Source organism: Serratia sp. JUb9 (assembly GCF_014298095.1).
In the GTDB taxonomy this organism is placed as follows: Bacteria; Pseudomonadota; Gammaproteobacteria; order Enterobacterales; family Enterobacteriaceae; genus Serratia_B; species Serratia_B rhizosphaerae.
This window is the reverse complement of sequence record NZ_CP060416.1, coordinates 2755283-2774643: the sequence shown is the minus strand read 5'-3', so window position 1 is coordinate 2774643 and position 19361 is coordinate 2755283. Positions and strand designations below refer to the sequence as shown.

Sequence of the window (19361 nt, the reverse complement as noted above, 5' to 3'; positions counted from 1 at the left end):
TCTGACTTATGGCCACCAAAAAAAGCTTAGCCAATTTCGGTAGGCACATACGTATACCTGCGGAGGATTGCACCGCGGCGTCCGATATCCGACATGAACAGAGGAAAATTCAAAGAGAAGCCCGTACCGGCTGGCAGGGTAAACTCATCAATAAAATAAAAAAGTGACGCCATTGGCGACCACGAAACGCCACGGATTACTACAAGATTTTACTATCTTATTTTAGCGCTTTTTTGAGTATAGGCCTGCCGGGGCGCTTCCTCAACCGCAAATCGCACCCGGCAGACATGTCATTTAAGTGAATATTATTACTGGTAATTATGACGCAGAGTTAGCATGCTGACGGCGTTCGGCGTTCTTTTGCCGTGTGCTGTCGCCGCGCTGCAGCAGATAGCCGGCGGCGGCCAGCGCCACCGTGGCGACCATCACCGTCACCGTCGCCAGCAGCGGCTGGGCGATATAGGCGGAGACCAGCATACTGGCGACAAAACACAGGCCCAGTTGCAGGGTATTTTGCAGCGCCGCCGCTTTGCCGGTGCTTTCCGGGAACGGCGTCAGCGCATTTGCCACCACGATCGGGTAGGTAGCGCCGTTAACCAGCGCCATCAGGCAGAATGGGATCAGCAGTGTGGTCAGCGTCGGCGTGGTCAGGGTGGCGACCAGATACAGCGCCACCATGCTGACGGCATACATGAGGAGCAACCACGGCAGCAGCGTATTGCCGTTCGTACGGTTCAATGCGGCGCGGCAGCCGAACCCCCCGAGCAGAAACGCCAGCGTCTGCGGCACATAGCTCAAGCCGATATCGTTCGGGCTGTAGCCCATATTGCCCAGAATAAACGGCGAGCCGGTCAGCCAGGCGAAGAAACCGGCTGAGCAGGCGGCGTACACCAGCACGTTGCCGCTGTACAGCGGCGATTTCAGCAACTGCAGGAAACCGATGCCAGGCGCAGCGCCTTCATCGGCTCGCGGACGCGGTTTGTCGCGCAGCAGCAGCGTCGGCAACAGCAGCAACAGCGTAATGGCCAGCAGCACGGCGAAAATGGCGCGCCAGTTCAGGTGGTTCAGCAACCAGGCGCCGACCAGCGGCGCCAGCGCCGGCGAGAGGGCGACCAGCGGCATAATGGTGGCGAACACCTGGTTGGCGCGGCTGCCCGGGTAGCGGTCGATCACGATGGCCTGCCAGGTCACGGCGGCGGCACAGACGCCGACCGCCTGTATAAAGCGCAGCGTCCACAGCTGCTGCGCGTTGTCCGCCCACATCATGCCAAGGCAGCCCAATCCAAACAGCGCCAGACCGATCAGCAGCACCGGCTTGCGTCCCAGTCGATCGGACAGCGGTCCCCACAGCAGTTGCGCAAAGGCAAAGCCGGCCAGGAAGATGCTCAGGCTGGCGCTAATGGCGCCGGGGGAGATTTGCAGATCTTTTTGCATCATGCCGAAGGCCGGCAGGTACATATCCGTGGCCAGAAAGCCGAGCATACTCAGGCCGGCCAGATAAAACATAAATCCAAAGTTTCGCATAGTGGTTCTCAATCGTTATTTGTGATGCAGGTTTTCACGCCGCGCAGTGTATCCGGCTGGATCTCTGGTTGTGAAACGGTAATATTTGCATACTGGTTTGAAAATTTTTGCAGGCAAACGTATGTGGTCTGAATATTCACTGGATGTGGTCGATGCGGTAGCGCGTACCGGCAGCTTCAGCGCGGCGGCGCAGGAGCTGCACCGCGTTCCTTCCGCGGTCAGCTATACCGTGCGTCAGTTGGAGCAGTGGCTGGCGGTGCCGCTGTTTGAGCGGCGTCATCGCGACGTCACGCTGACGCCGGCGGGGGCGCTGTTTGTCCAGGAGTCGCGCGCTGTCATCAAAAAAATGCTCGACACGCGACGTCAGTGCCAGCAGGTCGCCAACGGCTGGCGCGGGCAGGTGAAGATCGCCGTCGATCTGATCGTCAAGCCGCAGCGCTGTCGGCAGCTGGTACTGGATTTTTATCGCCACTTTCCGGACGTTGAGCTGCTGCTGCAGCCGGAAGTGTTCAACGGCGTATGGGATGCGCTGGTGGATGGCCGCGCCGAAATGGCCATCGGCGCCACGCGCGCGGTGCCCGCCGGTGGCGGGTTCGCCTTTCGCGATATGGGCTTTATGAACTGGCTGTGCGTGGTCAGCGCCGATCATCCGCTGGCCGGGCTGAACGGCGCGCTCAGTGATGAACAGCTGCGTCCCTATCCGGCGCTGTTGCTGGAGGACACATCGCGCAATCTGCCCAAGCGTGTTACCTGGTCGCTGGACAACCAGCGCCGCCTGGTGGTGCCGGACTGGGTATCGGCGGTGGATTGCCTGCGTGGCGGTTTATGCGTCGGCATGGCGCCGGCGCACAGGGTGTTGCCGCTGGTGGCGCGCGGCGAGCTGGCGGTACTGCAGCTGCACGAGCCGTTTCCGCCCAGCGCCTGCTGTCTGACCTGGCAGCAACCTAATCAATCGCCGGCCATCGCCTGGCTGCTGGATTATCTGGGGGACAGCGAAACGTTGAATCAGGAGTGGCTGAGCGAAGCAGAGGAAGCGGGGCCGGTGCGGGAGTAAGCGCACCGGCCAGTCGCAATTAGCGGCGGTAATCGATAAAGGGACCGTCGGCCACGGAGCGCCGTTCGATCAGTTTAGGATGGACTTCGATCACCTGCGACTCCTCGCGTTTGCTGATAATACGGTCCAGCAGCATGGTGAAGGCCATTTCGCCCAGGCGCTCTTTCGGCTGGTGCACCGTGGTCAGGGCCGGGGTGAAGTAGCGCGCGTTGCGCACGTTATCATAGCCGATCACTGAAATATCCTGCGGTACGCGCAGGCCCAGCTCGTCCGCGGCGCAAATGGCGCCCATCGCCATAATATCGCCGCCGCAGAACACCGCCGTCGGGCGATGTTTTTGCGACAGGATCTGGTGCATTGCCTTATAGCCGGACTCCGGCTCGAAGTCGCCCTGGACGATCCACTCGTTGCGCAACTCGACATTGGCCTCCTGCAGAGCCTTCAGGAAACCCTGATGGCGGCCGCCGCCGGTGTTGCGTGACAGCTGGCCGGGAATGGCGCCGATCTCACGGTGGCCGCGCTCGATCAGATAGCGACCCGCCAGATAGCCGCCTTCGAAGGCGTTATCGATAATGGTGTCGGTAAAGTCGCTGCGCGCCACGCCCCAGTCCATCACCACCATCGGAATATTACGGTGGTCTTCCAGCATGCCGAGCAACTGATCGGGGTATTCGGAACACATCACCAGCAGGCCATCGACGCGCTTTTGCGCCAGCATCGCCAGATAGGCGCGCTGCTTGTCCAGATTGTTGTGCGAGTTGCACAGAATCAGGGTGTAGCCTTTGCTGTAGCAGCTGTTTTCCACTGCCTCAATCACTTCGGCAAAATAGGGGGCTTCGCTGGAAGTCGCCAGCAGGCCAATGGATTTGGTGTGGTTGACCTTCAGGCTGCGCGCAACCGCGCTGGGTGAATAGTGCAGCTCTTTAATGGCGGCCCAGACCGCCGCTTTAGTCTCTTCGGCGACGAAACGGGTCTTATTGATGACGTGCGAAACGGTGGTGGTGGAAACGCCCGCGCGTTTGGCCACATCTTTAATCGTTGCCATGTAAAGATGACTCCTGAACTCACATGTTTGCAGTATGTAAGCATGTTGTTAATCGTTTGCCTGCGCAGATCCTTCTCCAAAATCTCGAAAACGTAGTTTTTAGTTTGGAAGTCGTAAGCCGCTTGCTTGGTTTGGAGGGGCTTATTGGCCGGTACGCAGCAGTGAACTGCGAATTTTGGCGTATATTGCGCAAAAGTGGAAGAGGAAATCGGTATTATCCGCCAGGAAAGCGGGCAATATTTTTATATTGGCCTCTTTTTTGCCGCAACACGATCGGGCGTTGCGCAAAATCAATTGGGAATGGCCGTGAACTGTGGGAAAATCATTTGACCCATTAACGCTGGGGGCTTTATGCTGGCGTCGCGAAACAGATAAGGGAGTTTCTGATGGAAACCGAGTTGAAATTGTCATTGTTCACCACCGTATGTGCGTTGGTGATGATTATCGCCTTTAGCTTTACCGCCGCGCTGAACTGATTGTTCTGCGAAATATAAAAAGGCGCAGTAATTACTGCGCCTTTTCTGTTTGCGGGTGAACCGGCGCTTATGCCAGATTTTCCGCCACGAACGCCCAGTTTACCAACGCCCAGAAGTTTTCCAGGTAGTTAGGACGCGCATTGCGGTAATCAATGTAGTAAGCGTGTTCCCACACGTCCACGGTCAGCAGCGGTTTGTCTTCACCGGTCAGCGGGGTAGCTGCGTTGGAGGTGTTGACGATCGCCAGTGAGCCGTCTGCTTTTTTCACCAGCCAGGTCCAGCCTGCGCCGAAGTTGCCGACAGCGGATTTGGTGAACGCTTCTTTAAACGCGGCGAAAGACCCGAAAGCCTGATTGATGGCGTCCGCCACCGCGCCGGTTGGTTCGCCGCCGCCCTGAGGTGACAGGCAGTGCCAGTAGAAGGTGTGGTTCCACACCTGCGCCGCGTTGTTGAATACGCCGCCGGTAGAGGTTTTCACGATCTCTTCCAGGGTTTTACCTTCGAACTCGCTGCCTTTCACCAGGTTGTTCAGGTTCACCACGTAGGTGTTGTGGTGCTTGCCGTAGTGGTATTCCAGCGTTTCAGCGGAAATGTGCGGTTCGAGAGCGTCTTTTGCGTACGGTAATGCAGGTAATTCAAACGACATTGCTTTCTCCTTATTGATACAGCGCTAAAATGCCCATGGCCGCCTGTGGGATGCGATCGTTCGGGTGGTCCCCCAGACGAAGCCGCGCTATTTATACCCGTCATACAGCATATTTAGGGCATATTCGGGCATCGAGTTGTTATGTTTTTTTTAAGGTTATTAATTCTAACCACTTTCAAAGGGAAGGGAAGGTTTAAAACGTGCGGAGCGTTCAACTGCTTAAAGCGTCGGCAATGGCGGGAACGGGGGAATGGCTGAGGCAAGCTCAGCCATGCGGAGATTAGCGAACGGTTTTCGGCGTCATCACGCGGCGGGCGCCGATGTAATGGTTTTGCCAGTAGTTATTGTCCAGCTGACTGATGCGGATATCTTTGCCGGTACGCGGCGACTGAATAAACTTGCCGTCGCCGAGGTAAACGCCAACGTGGTCGGCCACGCCGCGGTTATTAATGCGGAAGAATACCAGGTCGCCTTTTTGCAATTCGCTTTTCTTAATCGGCGCGGCATCACGCAGGTGATACATCTCATTCGCCGTACGCGGCATTTTAATTTTCATCACGTCTTTATAGGCGTAATAAATTAAACCGCTGCAGTCAAAGCCGGTACGCGGCGAGGCGCCACCCCAGCGATAGGGCTTGCCCATTTGATTCATCAGCTTGGTCATTGCGGTTTGCTTCGCCCGCTGATAGCGCTTTTTATGCGCCGCGCTGAGCTTGAGCGGTTTATCGTCGCTCAGCAGTTTGCTGGTTGCCAGGCCGTGGGTGCGGTGACGACCGTAGCCTTTTTTATAACCTTTCTTCGGCGGGGTGACTTTATTTTTCGCCAGGTGCGTCACTTTACGCGTAGATTTAATGCGGGTCGTTTTTTTGGCGGTTTTAATCGTCGTGCTTTTATGCGCTTTTACCTTGGTGGTTTTTGGCGCCGTGGCGGTGCGGGCTTTTTTACTGCTCTTCAGCGTTTTCTTTTTTCGACGCTCGTCCGGGCGCGCATCGCTGACGTGGCTTTTACGCGGCTCAGCGGCAACGCGCGACTGTGGCGCAGCGTGCGCCAGATTGAAGAACAGCTGGGTAAACAGCAGCACAAAAAGCGTAACTATTAGACGCATGTCGACGTTACCAACCTTGGTCCCGAGTCAGAGATTGAATTAAACACAGTATTCCCCAAATCCGCGATATAAAACAGCGCGGAACTTAATAAAGCGTAATCCATATTGTGAGAAAACGTTAATAAGATTTCACCTGGCTGAAATTTAATCGCCGGGCGGAGAAAAAAACGCCGCTTTGACCGCGCAGGTTAATATTTCGCAGCAGGGCGCTGCTGAAAATATATTAGTGAAATGGTCAGATTAAAAATGTTATTCTGAGAGCATGTTTAGCGCGTAAGGGCGTTGCCGGCGCCGCTGGTTCGGCGGGCGGAATGTCCTTGCAAAAGATGGCGTTTTTTTGCAACGGCCGCAGCCGCTACAATAGCCCGGTGTAACGCATGTTGTAGCCATCCGATGGCTTGAGGAAGCAATGATGACGACGATTGAAAGAATTCAGCAACAAATCGCAGAAAACCCGATTCTGCTGTACATGAAAGGCTCACCGAAGCTGCCGAACTGCGGCTTCTCCGCGCAGGCCGTACAGGCGCTGTCCGCCTGTGGCGAGCGTTTTGCCTACGTGGATATTCTGCAGAACCCGGACATTCGCGCCGAGCTGCCGAAATACGCCAACTGGCCGACGTTCCCACAGCTGTGGGTTGACGGCGAACTGGTCGGCGGTTGCGATATCATCATCGAAATGTATCAGCGCGGCGAACTGCAGTCGCTGATCAAAGAGACGGCGGAAAAGTACAAGCAGGAAGACCAGCAGTCGTAACGACGGTTTTCAGCGGAAGGATAATGGGCGCAGTCGGTGTATACCGCTGCGCCCATTTTTTGTATTACTCGTCGTCGCCGGCGGCGCCGATCGCCAGCGGCCATCCGCCGAGCCGTTTCCAGCGGTTAACCAGCTCGCAGAACAGCAGGGCGGTCTGCTCGGTATCGTACAGCGCGGAGTGCGCCTGGCTGCTGTCGAAGGTCATGCCGGCGGCGATGCAGGCTTTGGCCAGCACGGTTTGCCCCAGCACCAGACCGCTGAGCGCGGCGGTGTCAAAGGTGGCGAACGGGTGGAAAGGATTACGCTTCAGGCCGGCGCGTTCTGCGGCCGCCATCAGGAAACTGTGGTCGAAGTTGGCGTTGTGCGCCACGATAATCGCCCGGTTGCAGCCTTGCTCTTTCAGGCCTTTGCGCACCGCCTTGAAAATGGCGTGCAGCGCGTCATATTCACTCACCGCGCCGCGCAGCGGATTGTGCGGGTCGATACCGTTAAATGCCAGGGCTTCCGGCTGCAGATTTGCGCCTTCAAAAGGCTCAACGTGGAAATGCAGCGTTTCATCCTGCTGCAGCCAGCCGTCCTCATCCATTTTCAGCGTAACGGCGGCAATTTCCAGCAGCGCGTCGCTCTGGGCGTTAAAGCCGGCGGTTTCTACATCTATTACTACGGGATAAAACCCACGAAAACGACCACTCAGGGCGTTAAGATCACTTTTATCGGCCATCAGTTTCTTATCTTCATCGAATGCAGCGCGCATTATGGCAAATTTTGCCGCGGCGTGCAGGCGGTTATCATGCGGATAATAAAACGGGCGCAGAACGCGCCCGACGGAAACTTAGTTGCCGAGGCCGTGGCCGGCGTGTTTATTCTCGATCAGCTCGATTTTATAGCCGTCTGGATCTTCCACAAACGCGATCACCGTGGTGCCGCCTTTGACCGGGCCGGCTTCGCGGGTGACGTTGCCGCCGGCCTGACGGATGGCGTCGCAGGTGGCGGCGACGTCGTCGACGCCCAGCGCCAGATGGCCGAAGGCGCTGCCCATCTCGTAGCTGTCAACGCCCCAGTTATAGGTCAGTTCAATGACCGCACCTTCGCTCTCTTCGGTATAGCCAACGAATGCCAGCGAGTATTTATATTCCGGGTTTTCACTGGTACGCAGCAAGCGCATGCCTAATACCTTGGTGTAGAAGTCGATAGAGCGTTGCAGGTCACCGACGCGGAGCATGGTATGGAGTAGGCGCATAATTTCCTCTAATTGCAGGTGTTTGCCGTCGTTAACGGCTGAGTTATTGAAACGTCGTTCAGTATAGCGTTGTCGCAGAAGGGAATTCAAATGGCGCGGCGGCGGACGCCTCTAGGTGACGGTGTAACAAAAACCGCACCGGCCAATAAAACACCAAAGGCCGGCGCAGGGCCGGCCCGTAGCGTAAACGCGGGGGTTACTTCGCCAGGAACGGGTAGTCGGTATAGCCCTGAGCGCCGCCGCCGTAGAAGCTTTCCGGCTGCGGTTCGTTGAGCTCTGCGCCTTGCTGCAGACGTTCGACCAGATCCGGGTTGGCAATATAGCTGCGGCCAAAGGCCACGGCGTCGATATAGCCTTTTTCGATCAGCGCTTCGGCCTTTTCCGCCGTATAGGCGCCGGCGCCGACGATAACGCCGCTAAAGCGCGCGCGCACCGCATCGCGGAAGGCGTCAGAGTAAGGCTTGCCGCCGGCCCAGTCCGGTTCGGAAATATGCAGGAACGCGATGTTGCGCTTATTCAGCTCTTCCACCAGGTACAGCGCCGCTTCTTCCTGATCTTCACCGTTATCCAGGCCGTTGAACGGGCCGAGCGGTGAAATACGGATACCGACGTGCTCGGCGCCCCATTCCTGGATGCTGGCGTCGACCACTTCCAGCGTCAGACGCGTGCGGTTTTCGATGCTGCCGCCATACTGGTCGCTGCGCTGGTTGGAAGCCGGCGACATAAATTGGTGCAGCAGGTAGCCGTGTGCGGCGTGCAGCTCAATGTAATCAAAGCCGGCTTCGCGCGCATTGGCGGTTGCCTGGCGGAAATCATTGATGATGCCGGGAATTTCCGCCGTTTCCAACGCGCGCGGCGTAGAGGTCGGCACGCGTACCCAGGCGCCGGTTTCATCGCGCACGGTGGTGCGGGTGTCGGCGTTGATGGCGGACGGGGCGACCGGCGCCTGCTGGCCCGGCTGCAGGCTGGTATGAGAGATGCGGCCTACGTGCCATAGCTGTACGGCGATATGGCCGTTTTTCTCATGCACCGCCCGGGTGATTTCTTTCCACGCGGCAATTTGTTCCGGCGTATGCAGCCCCGGCGCGCCGGCGTAACCCTTAGCCTGGAAGGAAATTTGCGTCGCTTCGGTGATCAGCAAACCGGCGCTGGCGCGCTGGGCGTAGTACTCTGTCATCAGCGGCGTCGGGATATCGCCCGGTTCAATGCTGCGCAGGCGCGTCAGCGGCGCCATAAATACGCGGTTGGGCAATGTGGCGGCGCCAACCTTCAGCGAGGTAAACAGTTTTTCAATTTTCATAAAGCATCCTATCCTGAATAGACCGGTCGACTAGTGATACATTAAATAAAACCCCTGTGATGTCGGATCTTGGCATCCCAGGGGAGGGGCTTAAGGCTGCGCAGGGCGCAGCAGCAGTTCAATACTTTCCAGCGCGCTGGTGAGCGGCGCAACCGAACGACGAATTTTGGCGCGCAGTGAAGCGCCGAGCCACAGCGCGTACAGCGTTTCGGCGGTGGCCGCCGGGCTCATGGTTATCGCCAGCGACCCTTCGCGGATACCGCGTTCAATCGCGTCCTGCAACCGGCCGATCACCTGCGCGCTGCCGGTTTCCAGCGCATGACGCATCGGTTCCGACAGATCGCTGACTTCGGCGGACAGTTTTACCGCCAGGCACGAATTGTGACATTCGCTGCGGCAGTGAAAACTGATGGCCTGCGCATAATAGCTCAGCAACTGGTGGCGGGCATCGCTGCCGCTGTCGTTGAACAACGCCAGCATGGCGACGTCATAATGCGCGAAATAGCGTTGCAGCATGGCTTCGCCGAAGGCTTCCTTCGAGCGGAAGTAGTGATAAAACGAGCCCTTGGGCACCCCGGCGGTAGCCAGCAGTTCGCTCAGGCCCATGCCGGTAAACCCCAGGCGCAGGCTGAGTGACTCGCCGGTGGCGAGCAGGTGTTCGCGTGTATCTGTGTTGCAATGCGTATGTTTCGTCGTCATGAGGCTGAGCATAATAGACCAGTTGGTCTAGATCAAGAGGGAAAGAAAAAAACCGACGCTGAGGCGCCGGCCATGATGGTGAGTATTGTGCCTCAGCGGCGCAGGGAAGTTAAGCGCTGTCGCTGCGGCAGCGCTGCAGAATATCCAATTGAGACTGATACTGCCGGGTCTGCACGTTCAGCATGCCAAGCAGGGTATGGAACAGATTATCCTGCGAGACGGCATCCCGCTGCGCGATATTTTGCAGGCACTGGCGGTTAATGCCGAAGCTGCGCTGATAGTCTGCCGACATCCACATCAGGAACGGTACGTGCGTCTGTTGGCTCGGTGCGAACAGATACGGCGTGCCGTGCAGGTACATACCATTTTCCCCTAACGATTCGCCGTGATCCGACAGGTATACCAGCGCGGTATTGAAACGGTCGCTGTACTGCTGCAGCAGTTTGATGGTGCTGTCGAGCATGGCGTCGCTGTACAGCAGCGAATTGTCATAGGTATTTATCAGTTGCTGGTGACTACAGTCCTGGATCTGATTGCTGTCGCAGGTCGGGGTAAAACGGCGGAACTCAGGCGTGCTGCGGCGGTAGTAGGCCGGGCCGTGGCTGCCCATCTGGTGCAGCACAATCACGCCGTCGTCTTTCAGGCTATCAATATAGTCCCGCAGGTGATACAGCAGCACACTGTCCATACAGACGTCACCTTCACAATCCTGCGGCAGTTGCAGTTTGGTCATATCGACGTGAGGGATCCGGTCACAGGCGCCTTTACAGCCGTTATCGTTATCGCGCCACAGCACGTTGATTCCGGCATGGGCCAAAACGTCCATCAGTCCCTCCTGATGCTCGGCCAGGGTGGCGTTATACCTGCTGCGCGTCATATTCGAAAACATACAGGGGACCGATACCGCGGTTTCGGTACCGCAGGAGGCGGCGTTTTTAAAATAGATCACGCTGTCCTGTTGCAGGCGCGGGTTGGTGACGCGCCCGTAGCCGCCCAGCGAGAAGTTTTCCGCGCGCGCGGTTTCGCCGACCACCAGTATCACCAGCGTCTTTTTCTGCTCGGCGCGGAGCAACGGCCCCTTATGGGCGTCCTCGCCGATTTTCACCAGAGGCAGGCTGCGGGTGAGTTCGCGCTGTTCGGTGAGCTTGATGGCGCCGGCGATAAAATTCGACGGCGTCAGCATTTTCACCACGCTTTTGTTGTTGCGAATCAGCGACGCGTAGTCTTTATAGAATAATGCGGCGATCAGCAGAATCACCACCAGCGACAGCATCACGTTGGCGGCGCGCAGGCCGAGCGTGTACCACCACGGGCGGGTCTGGCGAATCCTGACGATAGACACCGCCGCTGCCGGCAGCACGCCAAGCAGCAGCAGCCACAGCCCCATTTGCGGCGTCAGCAGCGCGCCGATCTCCTGCGCATTGGTTTCAACGACACTTTGCATCATATCGCCGTCGATCACGACGCCATAGCTATACATAAAGTAGTTGGCCGCAGCGCTGCCCAGCAGGAAAACAATCATTAACGGTTTGCGCAGATAGGGGATGGTCAGCATGCTGAAAATGATGTTCAGCGCGCAGAAGATCACCACCGGCATGGTGGCGGCGAACAGCAGGTTGTTGAAACTGCCGAAACGGATATATGACCACGCCGTATGCAAAAACAGCGCATTTTGAAATAGCGTAAAGAACAGCGCGCAGCCTAGGATAAAGCTCAGGCTGCCGCATGAAAATTTTGGTAGTAACCGCATTGCCGCATTGTCATCCTGTAGAAAGTCATGCAGGGCAATCTAGCGGGTGAAACTTAAGATAACCTTAGAGGCATGCCGGCCGCGCGGAGCGGCCGGGCTGGCGATATCAGTAGGCGGCGGTAAACTGCGCCCGGATAAACTGCGGTTTTTCGATTTCGTCGACGATCGCCACCGCCAGGTCTTCCACCGAAATATGCGCCGGCGCATCGCCGTCCATCAGCAGGCTGGTGGTGCCGAGGCGGAATTGGCCGGTGCGTTTGCCCGGCTCCAGCATGGCGGCCGGAGACAGATAGGTCCACTCCAGGCTGTGGTTCTGCAACAGCTGGTTGCGCAAATCACGCACCGCGCGGGCGCCGGGGCGAATATTTTCCGGGAATTCCGGCGTATCGACCAGTTCTACGCCGGGTGCGACCTGCAGGCTGCCGGCGCCGCCGACCACCAGAAAACGCGTGACGCCGGCGGCGTTCACCGCGCTGAGAATTTGCTGCATACCGGCCACGGTTTTGTCATACAGGTTATCTTCCCCCCAGCCGGGGTTAAAGGCGCTGATCACCGCATCCTGGCCGCGCAGCTGCGTGGTCAGCCAGTCGGTATCGGCCACGTCGCCGAGTGCGATATGCAGGCGGGCGTTGTCCGGTAAATCTTTTTTCTGCCGGGCGATGGCGGTGACGTCCAGTCCGCGCGACAGGGCTTCATCCACTACGCGACGGCCTACAAAACCGGTGGCTCCAATAATGGCAATTTTCATCTGCTTGCTCCTGATAAGTGATAAGGCAACCGTGGGGCCGAGGTCGTGCCCCGGCGTGATGCAGATACTCTAGATCTTAACAATAGATTTGATTAGTGCCATATTGATGCTTTCTTTATTAAGTAAAACTTTATAGTGATGGATAAACTCAATCGAATGGCGGTGTTTGCCGTGGTGGTGGCCGAAGGATCGCTGGCGGCGGCGGCACGGCGGCTGGGCATGTCGTCATCGGCGGTCAGCCAGCACCTGCGCGCGTTGGAAAGTTCGCTTGGCGTGCCGCTGCTGCACCGCTCCACGCGCAAACTGGCGCTGACCGAGGCCGGCGCGGCGTTTTATCCCGGCTGCGAAGCCATGCTGCAGCAGGCGCAACAGGCGCAGCAGCGGCTGGCGGAGCTACGGGACACGCTGGTGGGGGAGCTGCGCATCGCCACCACCGTCGGTATCGGCGGCGGGCCGCTGGCCGAGGCGCTGGCGCCGCTGTTGCAGGCGCATCCGCAGCTGACGCTGCGCGTGCTGGCGGATGACCGGGTGGTGGATATGATTGAGCAGCGGGTGGATATTTCGCTGCGGGTCAGCCGGCAGCTGGCGGACACCTCGATGATCGCGCACGCTCTGAGCGAGTGGCCGATGGTATTGTGCGCTGCGCCGCGCTATCTGAGCCAGCACGGCGTGCCGGAAACGCCGCAGGCGCTGCAGCAGCACCGCTGGATCAGCGGCAACAACGCCGCTTTTCCGCTGGATTTGCACCATGCCTCGGGGGAGACCTTCAGGCTGCGGCAGGCGCAGGGCCAGATCGTCAGCGACAGTATGCACGTGATGCGCGCCTTTACCCGTATGGGGCTTGGCATCTCCGGTCAGCCGCTGTATGAGATTGGCGATGAACTGCGGCGCGGCGAGCTGATTGCGCTGTTGCCCGCCTGGCGGCCGACGCCGCTGCGGTTGCATGCGCTGACGCTGGAACGCGCAATGCCGGAGAAAACCCGCCAGGCGCTGCGCTATCTACGCGATTATTTTCGCCGTCTGGCGGAAAAGTCGCTTGCCATCAACGCCGATGACGTCTTCAATTAAGGGACGAGTCAGGAGGTGGTGTGCCACAGCAACTTGAGTTCTTCGACATTCCCAGCCCGTGTCGCGGCATTTGTCAGGCCGACGAGCGCGGATACTGCCGTGGCTGCCTGCGCAGCCGCGAGGAGCGCTTCGGCTGGATGAACATGAGCGATGCGCAAAAGCGCGACGTGCTGCGCCTGTGCCGCCAGCGGCTGCTGCGTCTGCAGCGCGCCAATAAGGCGGCGGAAGAACAAAACCCCGATCAGCCTTCGCTATTCTGAGCACTTTTCCCATGAATTTTCCGATCCTGCGCACGGGCCGCCGCGCGCTGCGTTTCCCTGCGTCGCCGGCTTGTGTATGCTGGGGAAAACACCGTTATGAGGTCTGAACATGGGTCATCGTATTCAACTGGCGCCGCAGGGGCCGGAATTTTCCCGTATGGTCTGCGGTTACTGGCGGCTGATGGAGTGGGGCATGTCGCCGCAACAGCTGCTGGGGTTTATCGAGCAGCACCTTGAGCTGGGGATCACCACCGCCGACCACGCGGATATCTATGGCGGCTATGCGTGCGAGCAGGCATTTGGTGACGCGCTGCGGCTGCAGCCGGCGCTGCGTCAGCGGCTGGAACTGGTGAGCAAATGCGGCATTGCCACCACCGCCAAGCCGGGCAACCCGATCGGTCATTACATCACCGACCGCAGTCATATCGTCAGCAGCGCCGAGCATTCGCTGCAAAAGCTGCATACCGACTATCTCGATCTGCTGCTGATTCACCGTCCCGATCCGCTGATGGACGCCGACGAGGTGGCCGAAGCCTTTGTCGATCTGCACAAAAGCGGTAAGGTGCGCCACTTTGGCGTGTCTAACTTCACCCCGGCGCAGTTTACGCTGCTGCAGTCCCGTCTGCCGTTTTCGCTGGTCACCAATCAGGTCGAGATCTCGCCGCTACATCAGCCGGCGCTGCTGGACGGCACGCTCGACCAGTGCCAGCAGTTGCGCATCAAGCCGATGGCCTGGTCCTGTCTGGGGGGCGGACGGCTGTTCAGCGGCGCGGAGAGCCAGCCGTTGCGCAACGAACTGCACAGTGTGGCGCAGGAGATCGGCGCCGACACGATTGAACAGGTGGTTTACGCCTGGGTGATGCGTCTGCCGTCCGCGCCGCTGCCGATTATTGGTTCGGGTAAAATCGAACGCGTTACATCGGCGTTGCGGGCGCTGGAGCTGACGATGAGCCGCGAGCAGTGGTTTCGCATCCGCAAGGCGGCGCTGGGGTATGACGTTCCCTGACGGCGTGCGCCGGCCACTGTCGGCCGGCGCATTAATCAGGCCACAATCAGCTGGCCGTCCTGCAGCGACTGCGGGCTGACGCCGACCAGCGTCACGCTGCTGTCGCCCAGCCCGATAGTCAGATTGTTATCCGCTTCATGGTATTCGACCCGGCTGCCGGCACCGATAAACACCAGCTTATCGCTTGCCTGCAACCCCTCCAGCCGATCGTGGCCGAAGCTGCCGCTGAACAGAAACGTATTGCCGCCGCCGCCGGCCTGCAGTTGGTCGTTGCCGGCTCCGCCGACAAACGTATGGTTGCCGAGCTGGCCGTTCAGCGTATCGTCGCCTTCCAGCCCGAACAGCCAGCCGCCGGCCTGCGTTGCCGTCAGGCTGTCGCCGCCGTCGCCGCCGTTGAGCGAGTCGGCGTAAGCGGTCAGCCCCGACGCAGAGAGCAGGCCATCGGCGGTGACCTGATGATCGACGTTTTTATTCAGCACGACGAGCTGCGACTCTTTGCTGCGCAGCGTAGAGATATTCTCGGCAAGGGTAATCCCGCCGTCGGCGTCGCGCAGATACAGGTTTACGCCGTCGTACGCCACTTCGCGATCCTGCAGCGGCTGCTGGATATCCAGCGTATTGCGGCCGTCACCGCCGAGGATCCAGTTATAGCCGCCGTCGTCGCGGAAGGTATCGTCGCCGGCGCGCCCTTCGAGGTAATTGTTGCCCTGACCGCCTTTGATGAGATCATTGCCATCGCTGCCGATGATAAAGGTCGGTCCGCTGTGCGTCTCGGCATTGCGGTTGAGATCTTCCACCCAGGTCGAGCCGCGGGTCACGTTGGACAGATTGGTGACGATCACCGTCGAGTTTTGCCCGGTAAGATCGTAAAACGCCGAGTCCAGCACGCGCGTCAGACCGTCCTGATAGGCACTGGGCAGGTGCGACAGCCAGGTGGGAATATTCAGGATGGAAAACGGCAGCGCGTTCCAGGCGGCGGAGGCGTAGTGATCGTTAAAATTGACGATATTATTGGTGGCGTTCTCTTTTACGCCGTCGTGCACCCCCAGCGAACCGGCGGTCAGCGTACTGCCGTCGAGGGCGCGGAACACCGGGTCGTTTTCGTAACCGATATTCAGCACCCGATCGTCGCCTTGGTGCTGAGTGGGTGAGGCGAATGCCACATAGTTGGCGTGTGCGTAGAAACCGTCCCAGTTAGCGTCACTCATGCTGGCCATACTGTTGACGGCCATGCCGCCCAGGCTGTGGCCGCTGACCACCACGTCTTCGCCCGTCAGGCCGTTTTGTTGCGCAAAGCGCGCCACGTCGCCCAGCAGCGTATTAAAGGCGTTAAGCGTGTAGTGGTCGGCATAACCCGCCGGGCCGAAGCCGGCCAGCAGATCGTTAATCACATCGCCGATACTGTCGCTGATGACCGATTCGCGCGGTCCGCTGGTGCCGCGGAAGGCGATGCCGATCTCGGTCAGCTTGCCGGCATCGTCATACTTCGCCAGCACTTCAGCCTGTGCGGTTTCATAGCCCCTGGTTTCGCCGAAATAGGTGCCACGGGCGTCGGTTTTACCCTGGTAGCCCAACTGCTGCGCATCGACCCGTGTCCAGCCGGCCTCGGTGACCGCCTCCAGCGCGGCCTTTTCCGCATCCGGGTTCCAGGGAATGCCGGGCAGCGCGCCCTGCGAGTCGGTACTGCCGAGGATACCGCCAACCAGCGTCAGCGGCAGCCCCAGGCCATAGCCGTTATTCTGATAGCCGACGGCAAAGCCGTTATCGATGTTATGGTATGCATAGTGGGAGATCGCCATCGCGTCGGCAAACAGCGTTTTGGACGCAGCGGCGTCCGTCTCACGATAATCAAAAATGCCCATAGCCGGTTCCTTTTGATGCCGGTTGCCGTTATGTTGGTGATTCGCTTGATGATCTTCGGCAGCCGGGATTAAGTTAAACAGGATAAACCGAACGACAACTGGTCAGATGACTGACCACAAGCGGTAAAGAAGTATTAGCACAGATGGATAATTATGCGAGCCGGGCAGGCAATATTGCGCTCCCGTCGGGTGCGGCGAGGCTCGTCTTCTATACTCAAAGTTCGATAACGGACGTGAATGGAGAGGTTGATTTATGAAACATTTTTGGTGTGCGGCAATCGGCCTGCTGGCCTGCGGCGTTGCCCAGGCGGCAACGGAAGAGGTGGATATTCATTTGGTGACCGCGCAGGGCATCGGTCAGGATATTGGTAAGATCGCCATCAGCGAAACGCCGTACGGGCTGCAGTTTACACCGCAGCTCAAAGCGTTGCCCGCAGGCATCCACGGTTTTCACGTACATGAGAACGGCAGCTGCGAGCCGGCGATGAAAGAGGGCAAGGCGGTGGCGGCGCTGGCGGCCGGCGGCCACTTTGACCCGGAAAAAACCGGCAAACACCTGGGGCCGTATGCCGATGGCCACCTGGGAGACTTACCGGCTATCTACGTTGCCGAAGATGGCACCGCCAGCTATCCGGTGCTGGCGCCAAGGCTGAAAAAAATCAGCGACATTGAAGGCAAGGCGCTGATGGTGCACGTCGGCGGCGATAACCATGCCGATCGGCCGAAACCGCTGGGCGGCGGCGGCGACCGCTTCGCCTGCGGGGTGATCAAATAACCGTGCGTCAGGATGGGGCCGTCATGACGGCGGCCCCATCGTCCTGCGGCGGCGCGATAGCCTGCCGCAGCTGTTGCAGCGAGCAGTATAGCCGCCACACCAGCCCGGCCAATTCCCGCGCCGCCGCGTCATGATGCTGCGCCAGCGCATCGCCTATCCGTAGTAACTCCTGCAGTGTCGCATCCAGCGAACGGTGCTGAACGCCTCTTTCCGTCATAATGCCGCGCAGGCAGTGAATACAGCGATCGCGCACCGCCGAGAGCGGGTCGGAGCGCGTCTGCCAGTCACGCAGCTGCCAGACGATATGGCTGCAGTTCAGCAGCACCACGCCCCAGCGCAGCAGCCAGGTGCGCGCCTCCTGGTCCTGGCTCTGATTCAACTGGCTGATGCGGTGGTAAATCAGCGATTCGAACCGGCTTTGGCGCAGCTGCGGCTTTTGGCTCAGTTGGTCAATAAAATCGCGCCGCAGGGCGCGGATGATGCGCCGGCTTTTGCGCTTGTCCGAACTGGGGCGCAGGATCTGGAAGGCCAGCCCGGCCAACAGAACGCCGACGATCTTGCCGATATTGTCATTGAGGAATGACTGATAGTCGTAACTCGGCGGGTTGGTGATGGTAAGAAAAGAGCCCATAAAGACAATCAGCTGTCCCCACAGCGCGGCGTAGGGGGGATTCTGCAGCTTGAGCATTTGCATGGTGACCAGCACCGGGAACAGAAAGGCGCAGAACAGCCAGAAATCATCGATTTGCACCATCAGACCGAATTTCACCACAAAGCAGCCGACGGACAGCAGCACCAGCGCTTTTAACAGCGTGGTGATGCTTTTGATCGGCGACGGCGTGGCGGAGTAGAGCACGCAACTGATGGCGGTCAGCGTCAGAGCGGCGCTGCCGGCCTCCCACTGCGTGTTGATCCAGTAGGCGCAGCCGAGCACGATGCTTAAAAAAGTGCGCAGCCCGTTGTAGGCCGCTTCATAACTGTCGGTATGGCGCGCCAGCGCGCTGACCGCCGGAGGCTGAATATTGCTGACCGGCGTGGCGTTTTCCAGCTGCAGCAGCCAGCGGTTGGCCTGCAGATACAGCCAGCAGAAGTCGCGCAGCCGCAGGAAAAAAGCATGGTGGCGATAGTCCGTTTCATCCAGCGGCGCGATCTGCTGCAGGATTTTCGCCAGCCGGTATTTGTCGGTATGCGCATTGCGCAGTTCGTCAAGCAGCTGTGTCAGTACCGGCTCCAGATTGGCCGGCGGATCCGGCCAGTTGAGCAGCATACGCCGCAGGCTGGAAATTACGCTGGTCAGGCGCAGCTGCAGGTGCAGCATGTAGTTGAGCACATGGTTTTGCCGGCGCAGCCGGTAGTGGCTCCAGAACGCCTGAATACGCAGCAGATTCATGGTGAGGATCTGGCTGATGACCCCTTCGTGGGAGGTGCGGATCTGCGGCGTCACCTCCGGTTGCCACAGCATGGCGGCGTGCTCCAGCAGGCGCAGATGCATGCGGCGCAGGGAGGTCAGCAGCGTTTCGCCGTCAGAGGTGCTGGGCAGGATCATCATCATCAGCGCGCCGCACAGGATGCCGGTAATCACCTCGCAGACGCGCGCCTGGGCAAGGTTGAAAATATCCAGCGTGTCCGTCACGTTCACCGTACTGAAGGCGATAATGGCGGCGGTGTAGCCCGACAGGGCGAAGGCATAAGAGACATTGTTCTGATAGTGGTTGGAAATATAGGTGCACAGCCCGATCCAGGCGGCGATAAACAGCGTGAACAGCCAGGGATCGTTCAGGCAGTGGCCGGCGATGGCGACCGACGCGGCGGCGCCGATCAGGCTGCCGATAATCCGGCCGATACTCTTGCTGATAACGCCGCCCACCGTGGGGAAACTGACCACCGCCGCCGAGGTGAGCGCCCAGTAGGGCTCGTCCAGATCAAGGGCGAACGCTACCCAGAGCGCCAGACACATTGCCAACGAATTACGCAGCGCATAGCGCCACTGGCCGCCGGTGGCGCGCCCCCACGGCGTGCGTTTCCATTCCAGAAACGGCAGATTCATTG

Annotated in this window: 19 protein-coding genes; 7 read left to right on the top strand and 12 right to left on the bottom strand. The window is 59.0% G+C overall.

What is annotated here, in order from left to right:
• Nucleotides 1–318: 318 nt before the first annotated feature.
• On the bottom strand, nt 319–1524 hold the full coding sequence (gene punC / locus HF675_RS13130) for a purine nucleoside transporter PunC (protein WP_187043161.1): 1206 nt from the start codon (nt 1522–1524) through the stop codon (nt 319–321).
• Nucleotides 1525–1645: 121 nt separating this feature from the next.
• Between punC and punR the strand changes: the two genes are divergently transcribed.
• Nucleotides 1646–2578: a DNA-binding transcriptional activator PunR gene (gene punR, locus HF675_RS13125; RefSeq protein WP_105230986.1), complete on the top strand. Its 933-nt coding sequence runs from the start codon at nt 1646–1648 to the stop codon at nt 2576–2578.
• Nucleotides 2579–2597: 19 nt separating this feature from the next.
• On the opposite strand, the gene purR is transcribed toward punR, so the two are convergent.
• Complete coding sequence (gene purR, locus HF675_RS13120; protein ID WP_105230987.1) at nt 2598–3623, bottom strand: HTH-type transcriptional repressor PurR; 1026 nt, start codon at nt 3621–3623, stop codon at nt 2598–2600.
• Between the two features lie 386 nt (nt 3624–4009).
• Between purR and HF675_RS13115 the strand changes: the two genes are divergently transcribed.
• On the top strand, nt 4010–4099 hold the full coding sequence (locus tag HF675_RS13115; RefSeq protein WP_105230988.1) for a YnhF family membrane protein: 90 nt from the start codon (nt 4010–4012) through the stop codon (nt 4097–4099).
• A gap of 67 nt (nt 4100–4166) precedes the next feature.
• Here the strand turns inward: HF675_RS13115 and sodB are convergent, their stop codons facing one another.
• Together sodB and HF675_RS13105 are read right to left on the bottom strand one after the other, a co-directional pair.
• Nucleotides 4167–4745 carry a superoxide dismutase [Fe] gene (sodB, locus tag HF675_RS13110; protein ID WP_105230989.1) on the bottom strand — a complete coding sequence of 193 codons (579 nt, stop codon included), beginning with the start codon at nt 4743–4745 and terminating at the stop codon, nt 4167–4169.
• 280 nt (nt 4746–5025) lie between these two features.
• Nucleotides 5026–5850 (bottom strand): C40 family peptidase, encoded by an 825-nt coding sequence (locus HF675_RS13105; RefSeq protein ID WP_105230990.1) that lies wholly within the window; start codon nt 5848–5850, stop codon nt 5026–5028.
• Nucleotides 5851–6259: 409 nt separating this feature from the next.
• On the opposite strand from HF675_RS13105, the gene HF675_RS13100 reads away from it, so the two are divergent.
• Nucleotides 6260–6604, top strand: coding sequence for a Grx4 family monothiol glutaredoxin (locus HF675_RS13100; protein ID WP_105230991.1), 345 nt, complete (start codon nt 6260–6262; stop codon nt 6602–6604).
• A 64-nt stretch (nt 6605–6668) separates the two neighbouring features.
• Here HF675_RS13100 and rnt read toward each other — a convergent pair whose 3' ends face one another.
• The 6 genes from rnt to HF675_RS13070 all read right to left on the bottom strand — a co-directional run bounded on the left by rnt (nt 6669) and on the right by HF675_RS13070 (nt 12341).
• Nucleotides 6669–7358 (bottom strand): ribonuclease T, encoded by a 690-nt coding sequence (gene rnt, locus HF675_RS13095; RefSeq protein WP_105230992.1) that lies wholly within the window; start codon nt 7356–7358, stop codon nt 6669–6671.
• A gap of 78 nt (nt 7359–7436) precedes the next feature.
• On the bottom strand, nt 7437–7844 hold the full coding sequence (gloA, locus tag HF675_RS13090) for a lactoylglutathione lyase (RefSeq protein ID WP_105230993.1): 408 nt from the start codon (nt 7842–7844) through the stop codon (nt 7437–7439).
• 196 nt (nt 7845–8040) lie between these two features.
• The gene (locus HF675_RS13085) at nt 8041–9144 is read right to left on the bottom strand and encodes an alkene reductase (RefSeq protein WP_187043160.1); all 1104 of its coding nucleotides are present in this window, start codon (nt 9142–9144) and stop codon (nt 8041–8043) included.
• A gap of 90 nt (nt 9145–9234) precedes the next feature.
• Nucleotides 9235–9855: a TetR/AcrR family transcriptional regulator gene (locus tag HF675_RS13080; RefSeq protein WP_105230995.1), complete on the bottom strand. Its 621-nt coding sequence runs from the start codon at nt 9853–9855 to the stop codon at nt 9235–9237.
• A 97-nt stretch (nt 9856–9952) separates the two neighbouring features.
• On the bottom strand, nt 9953–11593 hold the full coding sequence (eptA, locus tag HF675_RS13075) for a phosphoethanolamine transferase EptA (protein WP_187043159.1): 1641 nt from the start codon (nt 11591–11593) through the stop codon (nt 9953–9955).
• A gap of 106 nt (nt 11594–11699) precedes the next feature.
• Nucleotides 11700–12341, bottom strand: a complete 642-nt coding sequence (locus HF675_RS13070) for an NAD(P)-dependent oxidoreductase (RefSeq protein ID WP_105230997.1) — start codon at nt 12339–12341, stop codon at nt 11700–11702.
• A gap of 138 nt (nt 12342–12479) precedes the next feature.
• On the opposite strand from HF675_RS13070, the gene HF675_RS13065 reads away from it, so the two are divergent.
• The 3 genes from HF675_RS13065 (at nt 12480) to HF675_RS13055 (ending at nt 14675) form a co-directional block, all read left to right on the top strand.
• Nucleotides 12480–13409: a LysR substrate-binding domain-containing protein gene (locus HF675_RS13065; protein ID WP_187043158.1), complete on the top strand. Its 930-nt coding sequence runs from the start codon at nt 12480–12482 to the stop codon at nt 13407–13409.
• 20 nt (nt 13410–13429) lie between these two features.
• Nucleotides 13430–13669 (top strand): DUF1289 domain-containing protein, encoded by a 240-nt coding sequence (locus HF675_RS13060; RefSeq protein WP_105230999.1) that lies wholly within the window; start codon nt 13430–13432, stop codon nt 13667–13669.
• 109 nt (nt 13670–13778) lie between these two features.
• Nucleotides 13779–14675, top strand: a complete 897-nt coding sequence (locus HF675_RS13055) for an aldo/keto reductase family oxidoreductase (protein WP_111737168.1) — start codon at nt 13779–13781, stop codon at nt 14673–14675.
• A 35-nt stretch (nt 14676–14710) separates the two neighbouring features.
• Here HF675_RS13055 and HF675_RS13050 read toward each other — a convergent pair whose 3' ends face one another.
• Nucleotides 14711–16537: a polyurethanase gene (locus tag HF675_RS13050; RefSeq protein ID WP_187043157.1), complete on the bottom strand. Its 1827-nt coding sequence runs from the start codon at nt 16535–16537 to the stop codon at nt 14711–14713.
• A gap of 253 nt (nt 16538–16790) precedes the next feature.
• On the opposite strand from HF675_RS13050, the gene sodC reads away from it, so the two are divergent.
• A complete protein-coding gene (gene sodC / locus HF675_RS13045; protein ID WP_111737166.1) occupies nt 16791–17312 on the top strand; it encodes a superoxide dismutase family protein in 522 nt (173 codons plus the stop codon).
• Nucleotides 17313–17319: 7 nt separating this feature from the next.
• On the opposite strand, the gene HF675_RS13040 is transcribed toward sodC, so the two are convergent.
• On the bottom strand, nt 17320–19359 hold the full coding sequence (locus HF675_RS13040) for an FUSC family protein (RefSeq protein WP_187043156.1): 2040 nt from the start codon (nt 19357–19359) through the stop codon (nt 17320–17322).
• Nucleotides 19360–19361 lie beyond the last annotated feature (2 nt).

What these genes read in the sequence shown, in the direction of transcription:
- punC (WP_187043161.1), bottom strand. Translation starts at nt 1,524, where the DNA reads ATGCGAAACTTTGGATTTATGTTTTATCTGGCCGGCCTGAGTATGCTC.
- punR (WP_105230986.1), top strand. Translation starts at nt 1,646, where the DNA reads ATGTGGTCTGAATATTCACTGGATGTGGTCGATGCGGTAGCGCGTACC.
- purR (WP_105230987.1), bottom strand. Translation starts at nt 3,623, where the DNA reads ATGGCAACGATTAAAGATGTGGCCAAACGCGCGGGCGTTTCCACCACC.
- HF675_RS13115 (WP_105230988.1), top strand. Translation starts at nt 4,010, where the DNA reads ATGGAAACCGAGTTGAAATTGTCATTGTTCACCACCGTATGTGCGTTG.
- sodB (WP_105230989.1), bottom strand. Translation starts at nt 4,745, where the DNA reads ATGTCGTTTGAATTACCTGCATTACCGTACGCAAAAGACGCTCTCGAA.
- HF675_RS13105 (WP_105230990.1), bottom strand. Translation starts at nt 5,850, where the DNA reads ATGCGTCTAATAGTTACGCTTTTTGTGCTGCTGTTTACCCAGCTGTTC.
- HF675_RS13100 (WP_105230991.1), top strand. Translation starts at nt 6,260, where the DNA reads ATGATGACGACGATTGAAAGAATTCAGCAACAAATCGCAGAAAACCCG.
- rnt (WP_105230992.1), bottom strand. Translation starts at nt 7,358, where the DNA reads ATGCGCGCTGCATTCGATGAAGATAAGAAACTGATGGCCGATAAAAGT.
- gloA (WP_105230993.1), bottom strand. Translation starts at nt 7,844, where the DNA reads ATGCGCCTACTCCATACCATGCTCCGCGTCGGTGACCTGCAACGCTCT.
- HF675_RS13085 (WP_187043160.1), bottom strand. Translation starts at nt 9,144, where the DNA reads ATGAAAATTGAAAAACTGTTTACCTCGCTGAAGGTTGGCGCCGCCACA.
- HF675_RS13080 (WP_105230995.1), bottom strand. Translation starts at nt 9,855, where the DNA reads ATGCTCAGCCTCATGACGACGAAACATACGCATTGCAACACAGATACA.
- eptA (WP_187043159.1), bottom strand. Translation starts at nt 11,593, where the DNA reads ATGCGGTTACTACCAAAATTTTCATGCGGCAGCCTGAGCTTTATCCTA.
- HF675_RS13070 (WP_105230997.1), bottom strand. Translation starts at nt 12,341, where the DNA reads ATGAAAATTGCCATTATTGGAGCCACCGGTTTTGTAGGCCGTCGCGTA.
- HF675_RS13065 (WP_187043158.1), top strand. Translation starts at nt 12,480, where the DNA reads ATGGATAAACTCAATCGAATGGCGGTGTTTGCCGTGGTGGTGGCCGAA.
- HF675_RS13055 (WP_111737168.1), top strand. Translation starts at nt 13,779, where the DNA reads ATGGGTCATCGTATTCAACTGGCGCCGCAGGGGCCGGAATTTTCCCGT.
- HF675_RS13050 (WP_187043157.1), bottom strand. Translation starts at nt 16,537, where the DNA reads ATGGGCATTTTTGATTATCGTGAGACGGACGCCGCTGCGTCCAAAACG.
- sodC (WP_111737166.1), top strand. Translation starts at nt 16,791, where the DNA reads ATGAAACATTTTTGGTGTGCGGCAATCGGCCTGCTGGCCTGCGGCGTT.
- HF675_RS13040 (WP_187043156.1), bottom strand. Translation starts at nt 19,359, where the DNA reads ATGAATCTGCCGTTTCTGGAATGGAAACGCACGCCGTGGGGGCGCGCC.